The organism is Paenibacillus protaetiae, from assembly GCF_004135365.1.
Lineage (GTDB): Bacteria > Bacillota > Bacilli > Paenibacillales > Paenibacillaceae > Paenibacillus_AP > Paenibacillus_AP protaetiae.
On the sequence record NZ_CP035492.1, the window covers coordinates 1,764,334 to 1,786,304 of the forward strand.

Below are 21,971 nucleotides of genomic sequence, written 5' to 3' on the forward strand. Positions count from 1 at the left end.
CCTTACATCACTGCTGCCAGTGTAATATTATTTGCAGTTGCCTAATAGTTTCCTTCTTCTATCCAATTAGTCGGAATCAAGGCTCTACCATTTCGCCAAGGGTCTTCAACAAGTGAATCTTGATATTCTTTACTGTCTATATTGGCATGGTCTAAAACGATTATTTGAAAGTTACCTTGTAACTCTTCACAGACAGAAAACAGCAAATTGAATAACCGTGATACTGCTAAACGATCCTCGTCTGTGAGCTCTTCATCTAATCCTTCCATTACCTCATATTTCTCTGGTGGAAAATAAACCTGTGTTGGCTGATCCAAGATTATAAATGAAGGCACAGGTCTTCCTCTCTGAATAAAGTATTTATGAAGTGCTAAATGTGAAACTAGATGACATCCAAGCCAATTCTCACCACTACCCATTCTGTACATTGGAATTGGTCTTTCCTCTTGATCGGCAATAACTGTTAAGTTCTTCAGATCTAAACGGTATGGAGAGGTGGAATGTTCAAGTTGTAATTCCTCAGCCCATTTTGTCATATAAGTAGATATTCTGCTTAGAGCGGATGTAAGTAATTCTTCTTTTTTATCTTTATCAAGTTCCTGTTCTAATAATTTGATCTTTCCTTCCAGTTCAGCAATTTGAATCTTCAAATCGTTATCTTCATGCACTTCTTGATAGTTTTCCAAAAACAAGCTAATTCTACCCACGACTCTTGCTATTCTAGTATTAATCTCTTTTACTTCTTCTGCTACTTGTTGCTCCATCAAAAGTGAATTCATGGCATTTGTAATGGTTTGTATTTCTTCTTTATATGTTTGTAACTGATACTCCAACTTTTGTAGAAATTCACGTAGTTTTGGTCGTTCTCTTTCAACTGATGTTAAATTGTTCCTTAAATTCACAAGTGAATTATTGATCAGCTCAACTGATGGAATGACATCTCCTAGTCTAGAAGTACATAACGGGCAATGATGTTGCCCATCGCCATCATCTGGAAATAAGTTCACTGTTTCCAGACGCAATCTTTGTTGATTGGCTTCATGAGTGTAGCCAACAGCTTCAGCAGCAAATGCTTTGGCTGAACTTATTTGATCATTAACCTGTGCTATGTGTTCAATTAATGCTCGTCTTTCTGATTGTAATTCCTGTAAACGATCTGTTTCGAAAATGGGTTCAGAATACGGCTTCCATTTCATTGTGCCTCTTAAACAGCTAAGTACATAATTCGAGTCTTCTACTTGAAGAGTTTCATCAATTAATCCAACTTGTTTCGCTTCTTCAAATAAAGTCCCTGCTTGTGAACTTGAATTGCCAACAATCAAAGCAGCGTCTTGTAGTTTCCGTTGTAACAATTTCAGTTCCCTTTTTGTTTGTCGAAGTTCTTGCTCTAATTTTAACTGGTCTTCTCGAATAACACCTAAAAAATATGGAAGTGTATCTTTAATAGCTTGCGGTATAAATTGCTCGTTTTGTCGATGAAATAATATAGACTCATTCGCAATTACACTTTGCTTTTGAAAGAGAAAGGTTCGTGCATGTTTAAAATTTGCTTCCAACGAATCACGTGATTGTCCATCTGAAGGGATATGTAAATTAGCTGAAATACCAATAAGGCTTCCTAAATAATCAATTAAACTCTCGTCATTGCTATTTGTTGTTATGTCAACAATCTCCGGGAATATGAGATTTGTTCCTACCTCTAGATGAAGTTGGCTTTGACTTAGTGCATTTCCTTCCGGCGCTTTTTTAATAATAATAATTTCTTGTTGTTCGTAGACGAGTTTAATTCCAAAAAAAGCGACATGGTTACGAATGACACCTTCTGGAATTCTAAATTCCGATCGTCCTAAACAATATTCTATGATTTCAATAATGGCTGATTTACCTACTTTAGATTTTCCAGTAATAATATTCACTTTACCAAGCATAAAGGGAACAATTCGCTTTTGCCCCTGCTTATTATAAAGAGCGATCTCTTTTATCTGTATGCTCACGGACAGATCCCCCACATTGTATAGATTGTAGTACTTGAAGAACTAGAAAACCAACGACCAATAAATTTGCTCTTATTCACGAATTCTTTAATTTCATCATCAATTGGAAACCGCTTATATCTCTTATCCGTTGCGAGGAAAACTCCATTTGATTCAGAGAGATAACCTTTATTTATGAGGAATATCATGGCTTCTCGCGTAATGATGATCAAATCATTTACACGATTAGCAAAACCAATCCGAATTTCAGGATTAGATTGTAGCCATGCTTGAAGGTGAGTACGTATAGTCGACGGCAGCTGGTCCCGTGTGTGTCGATGCAAAACTATTGGTAGCAGCAGGAACATAAGTTCGAACGGAACCCCAGATCCAGTTTCATTTTCATAAGACTTAACATATTCTCTAAGTATGTATCCACAAAAGGCTGGATTAAGAAGGTTCGCAACTTCAGTAGGACGTTGGTGCCAATTTCTCATCCTGCTGCTCCCCCTTAAATTTTTCAAGTATTTGCTTGAAATGCGGATGCCAACCTATCGGAACCTCCACTTTATCGGCAAGGATATGGTAACTCCCTTTCAAAACGTAGGGTTCCGTACAGCCTTGACGAATACTTAGATGATTTGCCTGCATTAAGCGATCGTACAAAGTTTTTCCTTTTGTTTCTAACTCGGCACTGGTTAACCCTTCAATACCAGCTTCAGTTAAAATTTCGAAATATTCCTCCCATGCTTCATGCAACCTTCGTTCATAACGTTCCAATTCGCTAATACTTACTAATTGATCAGAGATCCATCTAGATCTTTGCATAAAAGCCCGGTAATAGTCTCTCAGAGCAAGTTCGATTCGTTTTTCACTGAGTGAGATGATTTGCAGTTGTTTTACGAACTGCCTACCATCATATGTTTTAGGATCTTCGGGAAGCTCCCCATGGTAATCAATTGGTAGACTATCAGGTCTTAATTGGTCAGCAATATCATGAATTTTTTCAGATAAATCTGCGCCAGTTATAGTTCCGCTTGACTGCCCTTTTAAATGAACAACAACCTGGTGAAACCACCATCCCTCAAGCCGTTCATACAAGGCATCGATCAAGTTTCTTCTTACTGATAGTGCTAACAATCCCTTAATCTTTCCAGCGATATCAACAATATCCGGTGATTGGTCAAGAATATATATATTTTCTACTAACGATAATTGTTGTTCAGGTGTCAATATGGAGAACGCTAGATATGCAGCCTGATTCGTTTGATTAGTTGAAGACGCGATTACATCAAGCATCATTGTTCTAGCCTTCATGGGCTCTCTGTATAGGTTGTCCTTCAAATAGTAACCAATGGAGTCTTGTGGAACAGTGGATGTTGTTACTAATGTTAACCTGGCTACTGAAACTTGTGCTTTCAATGCCTCACTCCACACTCGTACAGTTTTCCACAAATCGGAACAAGCATTTGTTAGAGAAGCAGATGTGTTTAAATGATGCTTAAGTTGTAAAAGTTCAGCGGGTGAATAACCATCTTCAAAAGCAACATCATCCAACTTTTCTATTGATACTTTAGAATCAATTTTTTGCAATAATAGGTAAAGCGCATATCTAGACTGGTAGAGGTAGCCTATAGCAGATCCCCCAGCTGAAAATGGTGTGGTCATACTGATTCCCCCATACAAAAAATTACAGGATACTCCATTATTCTATCAAGCAATTACTACCAGCGCCACTCTTTTACAAAATTTCTCATTCCTTTACTGAATGAACACCAACACCTAAATCAGCTAAGAATAGAATTATTAAAACAAAGTTGAATACTATAGAATTAGCTTCTAAGTAACCGGGAGGCTCACTATAATGAACGATAGAGATATTTCTATATTTGGGAAACTTCTAATTGCTAATGCTATATTCATCAATAGTTGTTTGTCTCGTGTTCCTCACAATCACCCAAGATTTAAGTTATTCCGATTTCTTCTTCATTTAATATATATATTCATTCCCTCGTGCTTGTTTGGCTTTACACTTTACTTTGTCTTGGCAATCTTCTTCACTATGTTAAATAGTGAGATAACTATAGGCGGAGCTACGATTTACTCCATGATTTTGTTTATTTTTTCAATATTATTTAGTGTGATCTCATTAAATTATCATAACACCCAGTTTAACCTTCCTAGGGAGCTATTCATCTTAGTTTCTCTCATAAAAAAGTCAAAGTTTATTTCACGTGTTTTTAAATCTGTGAGCTTTGTTATCTTAATAAGCTTACTATTTTTATTTTTATGGATGATACCGCTGTCCCAGTTTTCTATAAGTACAACTGGTATCAAACTGATAATCTCCATAATATTTTTGATTAACTTTTTATTGGCTTTTGCAATTTATAGTTACTCAACTGTGAATGAAGATGAACGAACATTTAGACAACTTGTACTTTGGACAGTTGTTCTAGTTGTCATGTTTGTATTTACAGCGATTCAAATCACTTTATATTTGGGAAGCCCTATAAACAGCCTGAATTTATCCGGATTTATATTATCCGTCATTGGGTTACTGTTCAGCCTTACTTCAGTTATTGATAAGGCAATACAATGGCTAAAATCCGAATTTAAACATAATGAAAAGCAGATATTAGAACAGATGGAGCTATTAAGCTATGAATTAATAACGATTACGAAAGTAACCCAGATGATGAGGAAGCAGAAACAAGATTTTGTGGAAATAGGTATTAAACAACGTGAACTGTGGAAAACAGGTCATAAACTGAATGTTGTTAATGCCTACTTATTATTAATGATTATGGCTATTGGGATGTTCCTATTTCATAAAATTCTTATTGATGGCAAAGTCGAAGAAGCCTTTTATTTACTTACAGAGTACACAAAACGGTCAATTGGAATCTCTAGTGAATCATTAAGACATACAGCTGCAATTGCAATGGTCGTAGGCATCAGCATTTGGTTAATATTTCATTTATTGATACGTTTTAATACACGCCCGTTTTTAGAAAAGCTGGAGCGAATAGCTATGCTCATCGCGACGATTACTTTTTTAATCATCATGCTTTCAAGTATTGTACCTTTTTTCAAAGTCCTTACATACCCAGTGATGATTGTAACTGGATGGTTAATCGGTGGAATAGGATTATTCATTATGTTAATAAAATTCATATCTTGGCTATATAAAAAAATACAACATTTATAAATTAGTTTGTTTATCGTAAAATGAAGCACCGCAAACACAGAAGGTCTTTCCTTCTTTTTTACGGTGCTTCAAATAAAAAGGAGCTATTAGTTTATTTTAAAGTGAAGCACCTAAACGAGTAGCATCCTTGGAAGCATCAAAAGCAAGTTTCTCTAAGCGAAGATGCGTATTTTTGTTACCCGCGACTCTTATTTCTTTATAACTTCTACAAAGTTTGTTTGATGCAATAATCTCGATACCTGACCGATCATATTTAATTTGATTGAGACTTTTCATTCCAAGGTGCTGAATATGAATTATTTTACATTCTGGATGAAGTCGACGAGATATTGCATTCACAGCAAGTGCTGCTCTTCCACCGCAACAAATAATTACACCTTCTATTTTTGACAACTCCTTCGCTAAACGATTTAAATTCTGTACTCGAAGAATATCACTACGATCTGCCTCGGTAAGACCATTATTATTAGCTGCATACATTACTTTTGTCGAAGCATTTGAAATTGTGATATCCTTTCTTGTAAACTTTGTTTTTTGGAACTGATTGAAAAAGTCTAAGAAAAGAGCAAGGTTATTACCAGTCGTTCCTGCTGCAGGATAGCCTGCTATTTTCTCCTGCCTTCCTGGGCATGAAAATACAAAGCCAACTACATTTCCAATTCCTTTTTGATGATGGATACTCATTGGTATACCTACTTTCAACTTATTTATTTATCAAAAAAATCAGTTCATCATATCCCATTTCATCTCTCTATATTAAAAGATAGTATCAAAGATACATAAATACCGAGAACTTAAGTTTTAACACCTATTTTTCAAGTTTCTGTACGAGCAATAACCTGCCATCTACTGAAATTGAAAGGGAGCGCTTGAATTAACAAGCGCTCCCTTTTTTCTTTTTGAAATGCCATTAGGTTTAATACGCTTCATGTTTCATTTAATAACATTTTATCTAGTATTTTGAATTCCTTACATGTTTTCAATTTGATACAATTATGTAAATCAAATAACTTCTTTTTCAGATCCTCATTTTCCGATGAGTCAGCGAGTACGATAACTTTTTCCTTATGTTCACGGTGACACACAAGGTGAAGTTTGTCATTAATATTTTCTTCATTAGCGTTTAAATAAATCAAGGAAATTCTTATGAATTTACTTACTTCTAAACTTTCCGAATAATTATATCTACAAAAATAACTCTTTTTGTGGGAAATATAATACTTTTCCGCAATTTCCTTATCAATTTTCAGTAGTTCATCTTCAATTGTTAAGCTTTTCGAGTCTATTTGATCGCGAAGAAAAAGAGGTCCATTTTCATTTTTTTCATATTTTATACTGTAGCTCCATTCTAATGCGTTCTTGCTTGTTCTTTCTAACAGTTGTTCTAGAATCAATTTGGAAAATTCTCGCTTATCATAATACACCATTATATTCAATAACCCCGCTTCACTAAAGCCATAAATATAAAAAGCAAAGTTTCAAACAAACTTTACTTATAGAATTTCAACAAAACAGTACATACTATCTATTTTTCAGATTTTATTAAATTGTTTTCAAGTAACGCTAGAACTTGCTTAATATTGTCTACGTTTAAAGTTTTGCTTTCGTGTTTTGTAATTAGCTTTTGTATATTCCCCTTTTCTTGCAAGAAATCAGATATAAGGGCAAATAGCTTTATTGCTGTTACCCTCGGTGGCAAGATCCCACTTAATTTTTCAATGTCAATATCACTCAAGATAACTTTAATGGGTTCTTTATTTATGATTGAATTTTTTTGTTGCGGTTCAATTGACCCTTGAATTTGCTTTACGTCTGGTCTTTCAGATATTTTCTTGATGATTTTTATGTAAATTGTCTGTCCTTCGTCGGACTTGAATTGATATGTGGATATATTGAAATTTTTGGAGCTCGTTTTATTCTTACTTACCTCCTGTAATGTTACAGACGAGAATGGTCCAATAGAAATTGAATCTGCTCTTTTCAAATTCGGTATACTTTCCTTAATGTTTCTATTGTCAGACGAGTTCCATAACGTTTCATTAGTATCTTCAAAAATTATTTGTCCTACATTATGAACTAATTTTCTAGCATAATCATAATCTTGCACTAAGTACCATTCTGGATAAATCCACTCTGTACCGTGAATAGCTCCAAGTAGTGATCCTGTCATCGATGCAATCGTATCAGTATCCGCATTTTGCATAGAAGCTAAATCCATTACTGCTGAAGCTGGATCGGCAGCATACTTAGATGCCATATAAATAGCTACCAATGTAGCAACCGTACCTGCCCCTCTTGTTGATTTATCGAAACAATTTAATTTTTCAAGAGTTTCCATTTTAGAATCTCGAAGTCCTTTTTTCATTGCTTTCGAGATTAACTCAAGTCCACTCACTAGTTCATTAGCTGTTGCAACCCACAAATCATCATATTTTACTGTTGCAGCAAAGTTCGAAGCTTCTTTCCAATCTTTAATATTATTTACTTTCGGGAATTGTCCCCAGTTATCTTTATTATCTAATAAATATGATACTAATTCACCATACTCAAGATTATTTTCTTTCTGTACTAAATAATGCATTGCCCAAGAGAAAACAATTGCACTTAATAACGCTCTTGGATGACCGTGTGTAGCTATACCGTTTAAGAAAACTTGATTTGTTAATTCTTCCAGCCTATTTTTACAAAAAAACACATGGGGCATAATCCTCATTGTGACACCATTGCCACCAGCATTAAAATATCTTTTTATAGAATCCACATTTTGCTTTTCTAATTTCCATGGTGGGTGCCCATTGCTCCAAGTTTCTGCAGCCCTTTTAGTAGCTCCACCGCCACCTCTTTCATATAATAGCCAAGATGGTAATTCAATTTTCACAAAATGGGAAAACCAATTTTTATATTGTAGACTTCTTGCTGATGCAAAAATCAATTGTGTATCATCACTATAAGATCCAGCAGAAATATATTCTTCATGAGGTTGATATCTCCCACCAGCTCTCCGACTCCATGAAACAAAATTACGTTGTATATTCACATATTTCCCAGTATTCATTCCTCTGTCTTCATAAACCCAACCTAATGCATCACCAACCATCGCGCCTAATAATGCTCCGAGATATTTATCTACAAATTCAACCTTAGATTTCGAATCCATATACCCTTCATCCCTCTCTATAGAGAATTTCTGAAGGTACTTGTCCATTTCTTACAGCTCCACTCCAAGTAACTTCAAATAAATCTGGTGCAATAATAAATGGGATATCTTCCGGTACCCCGCCAACAAATCGTAATCTTGCCTTTTCAATCCGAGCTTGCTCTTCAGTAGGAACAGCTACCCCTAATATAGCACTTCTTGATATATTTTTATAGATTAATACCTCTGCTTGGTCATCTGTAGGACAACAAGGTAACATACGTGGTGTTCTTGTTATTATTCTTTGCCCCTGCACTGATTGTTTAAACATACCGGCAAACCCTTCAACTCCCTCTTTTATAAATGCGCCGTGGGAAGCAGCTGCATTTCTGTGGCAATAAAGAGTTGTTGATAAGGCAGCCAATTTCGGATTAATTAACAATACAACCCATTGTTTAAACAATGGGTCTTTATCTTTAATTTTTCTCAAATACCACGTATTTGGATACTGGATGGTACAACAAACATAATCTTGTTTACCATCCAAGCGTAAAGGGTCATTTTGACTAAGTAATTCAATTTGATCATCCAATTCCGTATTAGCCACTATTCCCGACTCTTTGGATAAAATATGTGGTAATTTGTTAGAACGGGTAAAATGGCAAATTCTAGTTATACCCTTTTCTGCAATGAGATCTTCAATTGAAGACATATTATTTATCTTCCTCCTCATCTTGGTAGTACAAATCCGGATCAATTGGAAGCATTTCGGTTATTTCACCTGTGTAAGAAATATATAACTCGGACTTAGCTCTTGTTACACCTACATACAGCAATTTGATTTCTTCATTCATAGCTTCTTCACGGCTTCCTAGGGCAAGAATCCGTTCTTCTACCGGTAATCTGGATGAATTGCAATACGGCAAAATTACTGTATCAAATTCTAATCCCTTTGCTGAATGATATGTACCTACAGATACACCAGGCGCAGCTTGCCAGTAATTCATTTCACCTTTCAGTTCTTGAATTTGAGTAATCCGTCTTAGCTTTTGAATTACTGTATTCACCGTTTCACGATCACGGACAAGAATTGCAATTGTTCGTGTACGATTATGACGGATAACTTCCTCAATAAAGTAGTCTAATTCATCATTTTCTGAATTGAATTTTAACAAATCAGGTTTCGGTCCCGATGCTCTTTTGAATTTTGGTTCAACCAGATCTGTATCATCTTGAAAATATGGCATTTTCGAGATCGCCAATGCAAGTAATGCAATTTCTCTCGTATTTCTGTAGTTCTGTTCAAATTTCCAAATTTTAGGGTTGATTAAACCTGCAGAACGCCAAGAAATCCTACTTCCATAAATCTGTTGAGCAACATCTCCGAAATAAATGAGGCTGCCGTCATTCGAACCAGCTAATGCTAAAGATCGAAGCATCATTGGAGAAAAATCTTGTCCCTCATCAATGACAATATGCTTATACATACGCTGTGTCTCATCTTGAAGCAACTCTTGTACAACATGAATAGCTAACTCTTCAAAATCATACTTATATCCGCTTTCTTGCCGCAGTTGAATGTAAGCCTCGTACACATAGAAGAAGTACTTTCTATTGGCTCTTGCAATCCATACACTGCTTCTTCCTACACGTTCTACTGCCTCATACTGTTCTAAATTTGTAATTCCCATTTTTTGAAGCCAATTGATTTCTTCAACGAATACTTCATGTTCTCGTTCTAATGTGGTTGCAGTCGGATACTTACTTTTAACGTTTATGAGTGCTTGTTTAATTAAGCTAACTTTGGTTTCTGCTGGAGCAATAACATTCCAGCCCATCTTATTTCGAGAATTCATATATCCACGGGCAAACTTATGATAATTTATAACATCAATGTTCTTCAATTCCCGGTCTGATATCGCTCTAAGATATGTAACCAGCGCTTTGTTGAAAGTAACTAACAAAACTTTCTCACCTTGTTTACAGTGCGTAGAAGCAAGATAAGCTGCCCGCAATATTGCTAGAGTTGTTTTTCCGCTACCAGCTGTGCCAAGGACAACATAATGTCCTTTTTCAGGCAAATATAAGACTTCGGCTTGTAGTCCTTCAGGCGTAGGCAATGACACATCGGTTCCCCCTAGAGGTTCTTTTTACTCATTAAACTAATACGAGCCATGCAAAATTTGGGTTTCAAATTAATACGAACTATCTAGATGATTCTTTGTACCCAATGAGCAAATAAAATCACCGTTTTGTCAGAGTTCGTGCCTCTAATTATGATATCGGACAATTGCTACATGAAATGTATGTAATCAGCTTCCTAATGCGCGAGTACAGCAAAACGTAGATTAATATCATCTATTTTATTTTTTGTCTTAACAATACAAACAACTAGCGATGGCAGTAATCACTATCTCGATCAAATTATTAAAATAAAAGTACCAAAATTAATCTAGCGCTTATTTGGTTTATCTATAAGATCACCAACGACGTAGCAGATGGACTTAACAGAACTACAAAAATTTATATTTGTACTGAAATCCGGATGTTCAAACATCAAATCTTACTATCTCATTAAATGTTGACGTTACATAGGCATACTGCATTCGGGAATTATTCTCATTTTCATCCTCCTACCATCGTTCTCAATTAATTGTGAAACTACACCTATTAAAACAAGGACATTTAAAAAAATCTGTATCACACTTAATGAACTGAGTCTCAATCTTCATGCAAGATTACATCTCGTAAAACGGAGCAGACGCAGCAGGCCGCCGAAAGCATATACAAAAACAGCGACGTGAAGACCTGATATGGCCAAAATATGCGTAAGGCCAAGCCTTGCGAATTGGCCGTATTGATCCGGGTCCAGGTCCTCGCGTATGCCGAGGACCAGCCCTTTCATGTATCCGGCCTGGTCTGCCGGATACAGCTTGTCTACGCGCGAGCCGAGCCACGCTCGCGCGTTGTCGATGCGGCCGAGCAAAGCGGCCGCCGTCCATGCCGGGCCGGGCGCCGCGTGCACGGCGCCTGTGCCCTGCACTTGCAGCAGCCAGTGGATACCCTGGCTGCGCAAATATCGGCGGTAATCAAATCCGCCGATATTGGATTGTGCCGCCGGCTGCTGCAGCTCGCCGGCGATTTGTACCTGCTCGCCGCGCTGCCAGGCGGCGGCAATCTCCTGCTGCGGCTGCTCCTTCAGCCGCACACGCACCAGCACCGTCTCGCTCAGCCGGCGGGCTCCCGCTTCGCTGCCAACACGCGCGGACGACAACTTCGCGCGGAATTGCGCGATATCGCCGTCGACTTCAACCGGCGATACGATCGTACCCGATACGCTGGCCGGCGACGTTTGCAACGGGTCAGCCGACTCGGCGAGTCCGGTAAAAGCGGTTACGTTCCGGGCATCGGCCCACAGCCGTTCACCGGAAGCCAGCCCGTATGCCAGCAGGCACATCACAGCCAACCGCCAGGTCGCCGCTTTCCCGATCGCCAAGGCTGCCAGCACGGCCGTTACAGCCAATCCGGCGAACACGATGCCCATGCCGGTAAGCGAAGCCGCACAGCTTGCGCCAGCCAGCCAACTGACGGCAAACCAGACAAGCGGACGCCGATTGATGATACGCATCTTTTCTCCCCCAGTCCTGTATGCTTGTTGATACACGACAAAAAAACCTCCGTACGGCATCCGCTTGGGATGCTGCCGGAGGTTCTTCCTCAATTGCGCTGCTATTCGTTTATAACGTTCATACGGGCTTGAGCCGGCGGCTCATACTCCAGCAATTGCCGGAAAGTGATCCCTTTGGCTTCCATCAGCCGTTTAACTTTGTCGCTGTCCTTCGGATAACCGCGGTGATAAACAATTTCTTTAATGCCGCTGTTAGCAAGCATATTGCTGCAAGTCCAGCAAGGCTCGTCGGTTACGTACACCGTCGAGCCTTCCCGATCGATCCGGTCCGTAAACAGCAGCAAATTTTGCTCAGCATGGATCGTCCGGATGCAGCGCTGTTTTTTCACCGCTTTTTCCACACCGTCCACCAGCTCTACTTCCAGCTGCTCCGAAATCATGCAGCCGGCTTCCGAGCAATCCGGAACACCCATCGGCGCGCCGTTATAAGCCGTTCCAAGCAGCTTCTTGCCTTGGACCAGCAGCGCTCCGACATGTCTGCGGGGACAACGGGAACGCGTCGATACCATATACGCAATATCCATAAAATAGGTATCCCAATCCTTGCGTTCCGCTTCAAACGTTAATGTAGCCATATTGAATCTTCCTTTCTCTTGTTGCCTTCAATCTTGCTGCCCGTGTCCGTTGCTTACCCTTGCTGCGCAAAGGATGACGCCGGAGCAGACGTTACGCTTGCTGGCTCGCCGCAATCGCTTGTGTCAAATCCGCAATAATATCATCAATGCCTTCCGTTCCGACGGATAAGCGAACCATACCCGGCGTTACGCCTGCTGCAAGCTGCTCCGCTTCGCCAAGCTGTTGATGCGTCGTGCTCGCCGGATGAATAATGAGCGACTTCGAATCGCCTACGTTAGCCAAATGGGAAAACAACGTAACGGCATTAATCAGTTTTTTGCCCGCTTCAATACCGCCTTTAATGCCAAATGTCAATATCGCGCCTTGCCCCTTCGGCAAATATTTGCGAGCCGCGCCATACGACGGATGGCTTTCCAGTCCCGGATAGTTTACCCATTCCACCGCTTCATGCTCCTCCAAAAACTGCGCTACGCGCAAAGCATTGGAGCTGTGGCGTTCCATACGCAGGTGAAGCGTTTCCAGCCCTTGCAGCAGCAGGAACGAGTTAAACGGCGAAAGCGCAGCTCCCATATCGCGCAGCAGCTGGACGCGAGCTTTGATAATGTATGCTAGCGGTCCAACCGCATCCGTGTATACAACACCATGATAGCTAGGGTCCGGTTCCGTCAAGCCTGGAAATTTGCCGCTTGCTTTCCAGTCAAATTGTCCGCCGTCAACGATAACGCCGCCGATCGACGTCCCGTGGCCGCCGATAAATTTGGTAGCCGAATGAACAACGATGTCCGCGCCGTGTTCGATCGGGCGAAGAAGGTAAGGGCTCGGGAACGTATTGTCCACAATAAGCGGAATCCCATTCTCATGCGCAATTGCTGCAACAGCCTCGATGTCGAGTACGTCGCCTTTTGGATTGCCGATCGTTTCAGCATATAACGCTTTTGTGTTTTCGTTAATGAGTGCGCGGAAATTTTCCGGGTCGGACGAATCTACAAAATGCACTTTGATGCCGAGTTTTGCAAACGTGTGGGAAAATAAATTATAAGTGCCGCCGTACAAGCTGGAGGAAGATACGATCTCATCTCCGCTGCCGGCAATATTTAAAATCGAATACGTAATGGCAGCTTGTCCGGAAGCGACAGCCAAAGCGGCCGGCGCGCCTTCCAGTGCGGCGATTCGCTTCTCGAACACATCCGAGGTCGGGTTCATAATTCGAGTGTAGATGTTGCCGAATTCCTGCAACGAAAACAAGTTTGCCGCATGATCCGTATCTTTGAACCCGTAAGAGGTCGTTTGATAGATCGGCACTGCACGCGCAAAAGTTGCGGAATCGATTTCTTGTCCTCCGTGGACGGATAACGTTTCAAGAGAGAGCTTTTGTTCATTTGACATAGAATGACAACTCCTTCGAAAAACTGTAATAGGCCGACAAGCATAAGCCTTGAGGCTTGCAAAGCGGAAAAATTCCCCTTGGAACAAGCTGTTACCATTCTCTCACAATTATGGTCCTGCTACAATGCTGTCTTTAATGTCGGCCAGAAGCTTCTCTCCAATCCCCTTCACTCTTAGCAGATCATCTACTGAGCGAAAAGGCCCATTGGTCTCCCGGTCCGCCACGATAGCCTGGGCTTTCGACGGGCCAATACCTTTAAGCGCATCCAGCTGCTCCGCAGTTGCTTTGTTAATATCCAGCTTTCCTGCCATGCTGCCGGAGGCTGCACCCGTCCCCGCTGTCCCCGCCGCCTCCGCTCCGGACGGCGCTTCAACCGCCCCGTCTGCGCCGGAACCGCCTGTCGTTGTGCCGGCAGATCCAGTTACAGCCGCGCCGCCTGTCCCGTTTGCCGCTTCTTGCCCTGCCGCAGCTGCATCTGCAGCACCGCTGCTGCCGGCTTCTCCCGCCGCACCGGTTCCGGCCGCACCAGCGCCGCCAGCCCTCTCCGCTCCGGCGCCATCCGTTTTGCCGGCGTCTGTCTCTCTGGCGTCGCCGCCTTCCGGGGTTATGCCTTCCAGCTCATCCAACGCCGCGGATGCCGCGCCGTTCACTTTCGTCCATCCCGGCGGCTCATGGTTTGGATGCTGCATCGCCATGACAAAAAAGATAACTGCCAGCAATCCGCAGCCGGCAGCTGCGGCTATTCTTCCATTTATAGTCCGGATCATCGTCTTTTCTCCTTTTCGCATAAAGTGACATACTCTTGTTACCATTCGAATAAGGTAAAGGAGCAGGTGAACTGCGCCGTTTCATAATATAGCATGATACTAAGCCGTGCTTGCCGGGATTGGAGGTTCCATGGATGAATGTCGGATTTATCGGAACAGGAACAATGGGCAGCTTGCTGATTGAAGCTCTCATCTCATCGGATGCGCTCGCTCCCGAGCAGATCAAAGTGAGCAACCGGACCCCCTCGAAAGCCGAAGCGCTTGCTCGCCGATTTCCCGGTTTGAAGGCCGTCCTTACCAATACGGAAGCGGCAAAAGGCTGCGAGATCGTATTCCTGTGCGTCAAGCCGCTTGAATTTCATAAAGTCGTTGCTGAAATTGCTTCTTCCGTTCAACCGGAACAGCTGTTAATCTCCATTACCAGCCCTGTTCTTATCGAGCATTTGGAGCAGAAGCTGCCCTGCAAAATCGCAAAAGTAATTCCAAGCATTACCAATTATGTATGGAGCGGCGCAACGCTTTGCATATACGGAACAAGGGTAACCGACCAGGACCGCGATACGCTGGAGCAGCTGCTTGGCCGGATTAGCGCGCCGCTGCGGATTGAAGAAGCTTACACTCGCATTGTGTCCGATATTTCCAGCTGCGGACCGGCGTTTTTTGCCCATTTGCTGGAGCAGTTCATCGAAGCTGCCGTTGAACAAACCGGCATCGAACGGGAAGAAGCGACCCGGATCGCCAGCGAAATGCTGCTCGGGACCGGACTGCTGCTTACCGAAGGCGGAATGACGCCGGCGCAAGTGCAGGACCGGGTCTCCGTGCCTGGCGGCATTACCGCGCAAGCGCTGGACATATTACGGCAGGAGCTGCCGGGCGTATTTACCAGGCTGGTGCATACGACACATGATAAATTCCGCGAAGACGTCGAAAAAGTCGAAGATCTGTTTAATGAAAAAGAGGTGAACGGTCCTTGAGTCAGGCCGCTCACCTCTTCTATGTTGCTTTTGCTTAGTTCGCTACGATGTTGACGAGCTTTCCTTTAACTGCAATGACTTTGCGGATCGTTTTGCCTGCAATGGCTTCTTTTACTTTATCCAGCTCTTTGGCAAGCTGCTCCATCGCGGCTTGTTCCATATCTGCAGCAATGGATGCGCGTTCCACAATTTTGCCGTTAACTTGAACGACAATCTCGACCTCTTGGTCAACGGTCCAAGCTTCATCATAAACCGGGAACGGCTCGTACGTAATGGATTCGCTATGGCCCAGCTTCTCCCAAAGCTCTTCCGCAATATGCGGAGCGATCGGCGAAAGCAGCTGAACGAAGTTTTCCATCGCTTTACGAGGCAGCACGTCGGTTTTGTAAGCTTCGTTGACAAAAATCATCAGCTGGCTGATTACCGTATTGAAACGCAGATTCTCGTAATCTTCCGTTACTTTCTTGATTGTGCGGTGCCAGGTCCGTTTGAACGCGTCCGTCGTTTCGCCGTCCGTCATTTTGCCGCTCAGCTGGCCGTCTTCGTTCACAAACAAGCGCCATACGCGGGACAGGAAACGGTAAATGCCTTCCACGCCGTTTGTATTCCAAGGTTTCGTCGCTTCCAGCGGACCCATAAACATTTCGTACATACGGAGCGTATCGGCGCCAAATTCGCCTACGATATCGTCCGGGTTAATGACGTTGCCGCGGGATTTGGACATTTTCTCATTGTTTGTGCCCAAAATCATCCCTTGGTTGACAAGCTTCTGGAATGGTTCCTTGGTTTCCACAATGCCAAGATCGTACAGCACCTTATGCCAGAAACGGGCATACAGCAGGTGAAGCACCGCATGCTCCGCTCCGCCGATGTACAGGTCAACCGGCAGCCATTCGCGCTGCTTTTCCTTTGAGCACAATTCGTCGTTGTTTTTCGGATCGATGAACCGCAAGTAATACCAGCAGCTGCCTGCCCATTGCGGCATCGTATTTGTTTCGCGGCGGGCTTTCATGCCGGTCTCGGGATCAACCGTGTTTACCCATTCGGTAACGTTCGCCAGCGGCGATTCTCCTGTGCCGGAAGGGCGGATGGCGTCTACATCCGGCAGAAGCAGCGGCAGCTGGTCCTCCGGAATCGTCTTCATCGTGCCGTCTTCGAGATGGATGACCGGAATCGGCTCGCCCCAATAACGCTGGCGGCTGAACAGCCAGTCGCGAAGGCGGTAGGTCACTTTGCCTTGGCCGTAGCCTTTTGCTTCCAGATGCTCGATCATCGCTTTGATCGCTTCTTCCATGCCAAGCCCGTTCAGAAACTCCGAATTGACATGCGGGCCTTCGCCTGTATACGCTTCTTTCTCAACGTCTCCGCCTTGGACAACCTCGATAATCGGCAGATCGAACTGCTTCGCAAATTCCCAGTCGCGTGTATCATGGCCCGGTACGGCCATAATCGCGCCTGTGCCGTAGCCTGCCAGCACATAATCGGCAATCCAGATCGGAAGCTTCGCGCCGTTCACTGGATTGATGGCATATGCACCGGTGAACACGCCGGTTTTATCTTTCGCCAGATCGGTGCGCTCCAGATCGCTTTTGCGCGCTGCCGCATCTTTGTAATCGGCCACCGCGGAGCGCTGCGCTTCGGTCGTAATGGCATCCACCAGCTCATGCTCGGGAGCCAGCACGCAATAAGTTGCGCCAAACAGCGTATCCGGTCGGGTCGTAAAGACAACCAGCGATTCGTCATGCCCGTCGATGCGGAATGTAACTTCTGCGCCTTTCGACTTGCCGATCCAGTTGCGCTGCATATCTTTAATGCTTTCCGACCAGTCCAGCTCTTCCAGATCGTCCAGCAGGCGGTCGGCGTAAGCGGTAATCTTCAGCATCCATTGGCGCATCGGCTTACGGATGACCGGATGGCCGCCGCGTTCGCTTTTGCCGTCGATAACTTCTTCGTTGGACAGTACAGTGCCCAGCGCCTCGCACCAGTTCACCGGCACTTCCGCTACATAAGCAAGCCCTTTTTTATACAGCTGGATAAAAATCCACTGCGTCCATTTGTAATAATCCGGATCCGTCGTGCTGAATTCGCGGTCCCAGTCGTAGGAGAAACCAAGCGATTTGATTTGACGGCGGAAGTTGTCGATATTTTTAAATGTAATATCACGCGGATGTTTGCCGGTATCCAATGCATGCTGCTCGGCCGGCAGGCCAAATGCGTCCCAGCCCATCGGGTGAAGCACGTTAAAGCCTTTCATCCGTTTGAAACGGGATACGATATCCGTTGCCGTATAGCCTTCCGGGTGACCCACATGCAGGCCGGCTCCGGATGGATACGGGAACATATCGAGCGCGTAAAACTTAGGTTTGCCCGCATCCTCTTTCGTTTGAAACGTCTTGCCTTCTTCCCATTTTTTCTGCCACTTCGGCTCCAATACAAGCGGATTGTAGCCGTTATTTTGCGTTTGTTGCGCCATTTCAGTTGACTCCCTTCTCATTCTCCAATAACGAGCTGCCGGCATTTACAAAAAAAACTCCCGCCCCAGCGAATTGTCGCTAGGGACGAGAGATTATTCTCACGCGGTACCACCCTAGTTAGCGGCAGGCATGCTTTGCCTCACGCTCACTTGTCGCCTTTAACGCAGGCCAGACGTTGCGCTCGCACGCAAAGCTCCAAGGCGAGTTCGTATCGCTGCAGGTCCGGCTTGCACCAAACGCCGGCTCTCTAAGCCTTGCCCCGCGATATTACTGCTCCTCTTCAATACCTTCAATATGATAAAAGATGGTTATTTTAGATTATAATGATGCATGGAATGGATGTCAAGATACGGCTGATTTCAACAAGAACCCGCCGGACCAGCTTATGAGCATATTTGTTTCCAGTCCTTTTTTTCTAAAAATATTATTTTCTGGAAAAAGGGAAAACTCGAAAGTTGTCGAATTAAAAAAGTTGGAAAATGATACAAATTAAATTGGAGTGGACTGAGATGAAATCGGCTCATTATCTGATGATTGGTGCTCTTATTTTTATAATCGGCACCATGTTTCAGATACAACAAGTTTCCTTAAATAACGAGTCGAAGCAAAATGTTTCGATCATTACCAAGTGGGACTATCAATGGCTTAACGAAAGCGGCCGGCCGTTCTCGGCGGCATGGGCGGATGATGCTGATCCAAACAAATGGGAAAAAGCGGATCCAAACAGCCCGATGACCAAACGGGCCAATCAAGCAACTGCCTTGTTATTGCGTGTTCAAATTCCCCCTCTTCCATACGCAACGCCGGGAATATGGCTGAAACGCGTATACGGCACTGCGGTCAGCGTGTCTATCGAGCATCAAAACAATCCGATCTATCAAATAGAAAGATCTTACGGTTACGATGTCAATTACGCGCTGCTGCCGTTAACAGGAATCGATAATGGGAGCAGCCTCATTATTTTATTGAGGCTGTCGGAAGAGAGACAGTCGCTGGAACCTGAAATGGTAGTCGGCGATTATTATCACATGCTGCCTCAATACGAAAGATTCGGCTTGATTGAGCTTTTTTACGGCGGTTCCTTCTTGTTTATCGCGCTAGCGATGGTTACATGCCTGTTTTTCTTGAAACGCGAGCAGCGGTCGATGTGGATGTCGTTATGCTTTATCTTTTTTTGTCTTGGCGTCATCATCGTGTCTTATTCGCCCGCCTTTTACCATCATTACGGCGCTTACGGCAAACCGCTCCTTGCAGGCTTCGATATTGCGCTCTTTCTCATTGCGCCGGCACTGGCCGTTTTTTTTGAACAAGTGCTTGGACCCGGCATATACGGCATGACCAAGAAGTTTAGGCAGCTGCTGATGCCCGCTACAGCCATACTGGTACTGCTATGGGTGCTCGGCAAGACGGTCGTGCCTTCAATCAGCCTGAGCCTGCTTGAGGTTTTGCCGGTTACGATAATGGGTTCAATCTTGTTCATCATTCTCATGATTCATTCCATCGGTTATGCCAGTAAAGGCAATCAGGATGCCATTATTCTTCTGGTAGGCCATTCAGTGTTTACTGTTGTAACAATGCTGGAAATCATCCGGTACTTTCAGGATGAAACCTATCATTTGATCTACTGGAAGTGGGGGCTGCTCCTCTTTTTGCTGTCGCTTATCGCTGTGATGGGACGGCAATTTTCCGCCAATCATGATCAGCTTGTTCAATACTCCCAGGAGCTGGAAATGTTTAACCGGGAAATTCAGCGGTCGGAGAAAATGGAGCTGATCAGCCAGCTGGCCGCTTCCATTGCGCATGAGGTACGCAATCCGCTGCAGGTTACACGCGGTTTCCTGCAGCTGCTCGGCGAAAAAGCGGTCGAAAAAGACCGCCAGTATCTGACTCTGGCGATTGAAGAGCTGGACCGCGCTTCCGGCATTATTACGCAGTTTCTTACGTTTGCCAAACCGCAGATGGACGATGTGGCCACCTTTAACATCACCGAAGAGCTGTACACCATTTACGACATGCTGAAGCCGCTTTCCGTTATGCAAAGCGCAACACTGGAGCTGGTGGCAGAGCCTGAATTGTATACGGTAGGCAATGCGGACAAGTTCAAGCAAGCGGTAATCAATATGATAAAAAACAGTCTCGAAGCAACGACCGAAGGCGAGGGATGGATTAGAATTCATGCAGCGGCCGAGCGCAAAGAAATTGTGATCCACGTGCTGGACAACGGTGAAGGGATCGACCAGGAAGCGATGAACAAGCTGGGCGAGCCGTATTTTTCGAGCAAATCAAAGGGAACCGGACTTGGCCTTATGGTCACCTTCCGCATCATCGAAGCCATGAACGGCACACTGCGATTCAACAGCACGAAAGGAGAAGGAACAGCGGCAGCCATAAGGCTTCCTGCGGCAGCTGCCCCGAAGAAAGAAGCCCACACGCCGGATTAAGCGCCCCGGATATGAAAAATCGTTCTTTTGGCGGTATAATAGGATCATTCGTTTAGTAAAGGAGAAATGGCCTATGCGATTTATCGACAATAACCATATAACGGATCCGACTTTAAATCTGGCGCTGGAAGAGTACATATTGCGCTCGCTGCCTGATGATGACGACTATCTGCTGTTTTATATTAATGAACCGTCGATCATTATCGGCAAAAACCAGAATACGGTCGAAGAAATTAACGCGGAGTATGTAGAAGAGAACGGTATTCATGTCGTACGCAGGTTGTCCGGCGGCGGCGCCGTATACCATGATCTCGGCAATCTTAACTTTAGTTTCATTATGAAAGACGACGGCAAGTCGTTTCATAACTTCCAGAAGTTTACCGAGCCGGTGGCTGCGGCGCTTCGGAAGCTGGGGGTTGATGCGGAGCTGTCCGGACGGAACGATCTCCAGGTCGGCGAGCGTAAAATTTCCGGCAATGCGCAATTTTCAACCCGGGGCAAAATGTTCAGCCACGGCACACTCTTGTTCGATTCGGAAATTGATAATGTTGTCTCCGCACTCAAAGTTAATAAAGAAAAATATATCTCGAAAGCAACCAAATCGATTCGCAGCCGCGTTGCCAATATTGCAGAGTTTCTAAAAGAGCCGATGACCATCGAGCAGTTCAGGCAATATTTGCTGGATACCATTTTTGAAAATCAGACTCCGATTCCAACCTATGAGCTAAGCGAGCAGGATTGGGCGAATGTGCGGAAGCTTGCGGACGAGCGCTACCGGAACTGGGATTGGAACTACGGCCGTTCGCCTGCCTTCAATGTCCGCCAAACCAAACGGATTGAAGGCGCCGGCACCTTTGATGTGCGACTGCAGGTTGAGGAAGGAAAAATCGTGGAGGCTGCCATTTACGGCGATTTCTTCGGGCGGGGCGAAAGCGCGGAGTTTGCGGACAAGCTTGTAGGTCTCCGGTACGACGCCAACGAGCTGCGAAACTTGTTGTCTTCGGTTGACCTGTCTTATTATTTTGGGCCGGTTACCGAAGAAGAATGGCTTACGCTGCTTATTTAATACAGGCAATTCCAATTGAATGGCTTGCCCGGAGCGATGAAGCGAGTTTGTGCCCGCATCATCGCTCCGGGCATTTTGAGCATGTCTGATTTTGCGATAAAAGCCGCTGTTTTTCCTGTTTTTTCGCCCGAAACCGGGAAGAAACGCCATTTCTCGACGCTATTATTTTCCCATTTTATGAAAAATCTCGCCAACAGGCGATTCTGCTAGTATAATGAAGAAGTTCTAGCAAAATGGCTGTTAAACAGAGGACATATATTCCAAATTAAGGAACTCGC

18 protein-coding genes and 1 other annotated feature are annotated in these 21,971 nt (G+C 43.8%); of the genes, 4 read left to right on the plus strand and 14 right to left on the minus strand.

What is annotated here, in order from left to right:
* Positions 1–41 precede the first annotated feature (41 nt).
* Genes ET464_RS08050 through ET464_RS08060 form a run of 3 tightly spaced genes read right to left on the minus strand, consistent with a single transcriptional unit; the run spans position 42 to position 3,641 of the window.
* The gene (locus tag ET464_RS08050) at positions 42–1,994 is read right to left on the minus strand and encodes a DUF3732 domain-containing protein (protein ID WP_129439880.1); all 1,953 of its coding nucleotides are present in this window, start codon (positions 1,992–1,994) and stop codon (positions 42–44) included.
* Complete coding sequence (locus ET464_RS08055; RefSeq protein WP_129439883.1) at positions 1,991–2,470, minus strand: three component ABC system middle component; 480 nt, start codon at positions 2,468–2,470, stop codon at positions 1,991–1,993. Before ET464_RS08055 ends, ET464_RS08050 begins: the two co-directional genes overlap by 4 nt.
* Positions 2,442–3,641, minus strand: coding sequence for an ABC-three component system protein (locus ET464_RS08060; RefSeq protein ID WP_129439885.1), 1,200 nt, complete (start codon positions 3,639–3,641; stop codon positions 2,442–2,444). The genes ET464_RS08055 and ET464_RS08060 overlap by 29 nt, the downstream gene beginning before the upstream one ends.
* Before the next feature lie 196 nt (positions 3,642–3,837).
* Here ET464_RS08060 and ET464_RS08065 point away from each other — a divergent pair, with 196 nt between their 5' ends.
* Positions 3,838–5,184, plus strand: coding sequence for a hypothetical protein (locus tag ET464_RS08065; protein ID WP_129439887.1), 1,347 nt, complete (start codon positions 3,838–3,840; stop codon positions 5,182–5,184).
* 96 nt (positions 5,185–5,280) lie between these two features.
* On the opposite strand, the gene ET464_RS08070 is transcribed toward ET464_RS08065, so the two are convergent.
* From ET464_RS08070 to ET464_RS19985, 9 genes are all read right to left on the minus strand, one after another.
* Positions 5,281–5,868, minus strand: a complete 588-nt coding sequence (locus ET464_RS08070; protein WP_129439889.1) for a hypothetical protein — start codon at positions 5,866–5,868, stop codon at positions 5,281–5,283.
* A 242-nt stretch (positions 5,869–6,110) separates the two neighbouring features.
* Positions 6,111–6,611, minus strand: a complete 501-nt coding sequence (locus ET464_RS08075) for a hypothetical protein (protein ID WP_129439891.1) — start codon at positions 6,609–6,611, stop codon at positions 6,111–6,113.
* Between the two features lie 98 nt (positions 6,612–6,709).
* Positions 6,710–8,341, minus strand: coding sequence for an ADP-ribosylglycohydrolase family protein (locus tag ET464_RS08080; RefSeq protein ID WP_165279945.1), 1,632 nt, complete (start codon positions 8,339–8,341; stop codon positions 6,710–6,712).
* Positions 8,342–8,348: 7 nt separating this feature from the next.
* The gene (locus tag ET464_RS08085) at positions 8,349–9,032 is read right to left on the minus strand and encodes a DarT ssDNA thymidine ADP-ribosyltransferase family protein (protein WP_165279946.1); all 684 of its coding nucleotides are present in this window, start codon (positions 9,030–9,032) and stop codon (positions 8,349–8,351) included.
* Between the two features lies 1 nt (position 9,033).
* Positions 9,034–10,446: a 3'-5' exonuclease gene (locus ET464_RS08090; protein WP_129439897.1), complete on the minus strand. Its 1,413-nt coding sequence runs from the start codon at positions 10,444–10,446 to the stop codon at positions 9,034–9,036.
* Between the two features lie 602 nt (positions 10,447–11,048).
* The gene (locus ET464_RS08095) at positions 11,049–11,948 is read right to left on the minus strand and encodes a ComEC/Rec2 family competence protein (RefSeq protein WP_165279947.1); all 900 of its coding nucleotides are present in this window, start codon (positions 11,946–11,948) and stop codon (positions 11,049–11,051) included.
* A 101-nt stretch (positions 11,949–12,049) separates the two neighbouring features.
* Positions 12,050–12,583, minus strand: a complete 534-nt coding sequence (locus ET464_RS08100) for a deoxycytidylate deaminase (protein ID WP_129439901.1) — start codon at positions 12,581–12,583, stop codon at positions 12,050–12,052.
* A gap of 91 nt (positions 12,584–12,674) precedes the next feature.
* The gene (locus ET464_RS08105; protein ID WP_129439903.1) at positions 12,675–13,970 is read right to left on the minus strand and encodes a homocysteine synthase; all 1,296 of its coding nucleotides are present in this window, start codon (positions 13,968–13,970) and stop codon (positions 12,675–12,677) included.
* 108 nt (positions 13,971–14,078) lie between these two features.
* Entirely contained in the window at positions 14,079–14,738 is a 660-nt protein-coding gene (locus tag ET464_RS19985) for a ComEA family DNA-binding protein (protein ID WP_244226711.1), read from the minus strand.
* Positions 14,739–14,872: 134 nt separating this feature from the next.
* Here ET464_RS19985 and comER point away from each other — a divergent pair, with 134 nt between their 5' ends.
* The gene (gene comER, locus ET464_RS08115) at positions 14,873–15,712 is read left to right on the plus strand and encodes a late competence protein ComER (RefSeq protein WP_129439906.1); all 840 of its coding nucleotides are present in this window, start codon (positions 14,873–14,875) and stop codon (positions 15,710–15,712) included.
* 34 nt (positions 15,713–15,746) lie between these two features.
* Here the strand turns inward: comER and leuS are convergent, their stop codons facing one another.
* Entirely contained in the window at positions 15,747–18,185 is a 2,439-nt protein-coding gene (gene leuS, locus ET464_RS08120) for a leucine--tRNA ligase (protein WP_129439908.1), read from the minus strand.
* Positions 18,186–18,263: 78 nt separating this feature from the next.
* Positions 18,264–18,479: a binding site (T-box leader), on the minus strand.
* Positions 18,480–18,695: 216 nt separating this feature from the next.
* Here leuS and ET464_RS08125 point away from each other — a divergent pair.
* Positions 18,696–20,627 carry a sensor histidine kinase gene (locus tag ET464_RS08125; RefSeq protein WP_165279948.1) on the plus strand — a complete coding sequence of 644 codons (1,932 nt, stop codon included), beginning with the start codon at positions 18,696–18,698 and terminating at the stop codon, positions 20,625–20,627.
* A gap of 73 nt (positions 20,628–20,700) precedes the next feature.
* Entirely contained in the window at positions 20,701–21,693 is a 993-nt protein-coding gene (lplA, locus tag ET464_RS08130; protein WP_129439912.1) for a lipoate--protein ligase, read from the plus strand.
* Here lplA and ET464_RS08135 read toward each other — a convergent pair.
* Positions 21,690–21,887, minus strand: a complete 198-nt coding sequence (locus tag ET464_RS08135) for a hypothetical protein (RefSeq protein ID WP_129439914.1) — start codon at positions 21,885–21,887, stop codon at positions 21,690–21,692. The two genes, lplA and ET464_RS08135, sit on opposite strands and share 4 nt — an antisense overlap.
* Positions 21,888–21,971 lie beyond the last annotated feature (84 nt).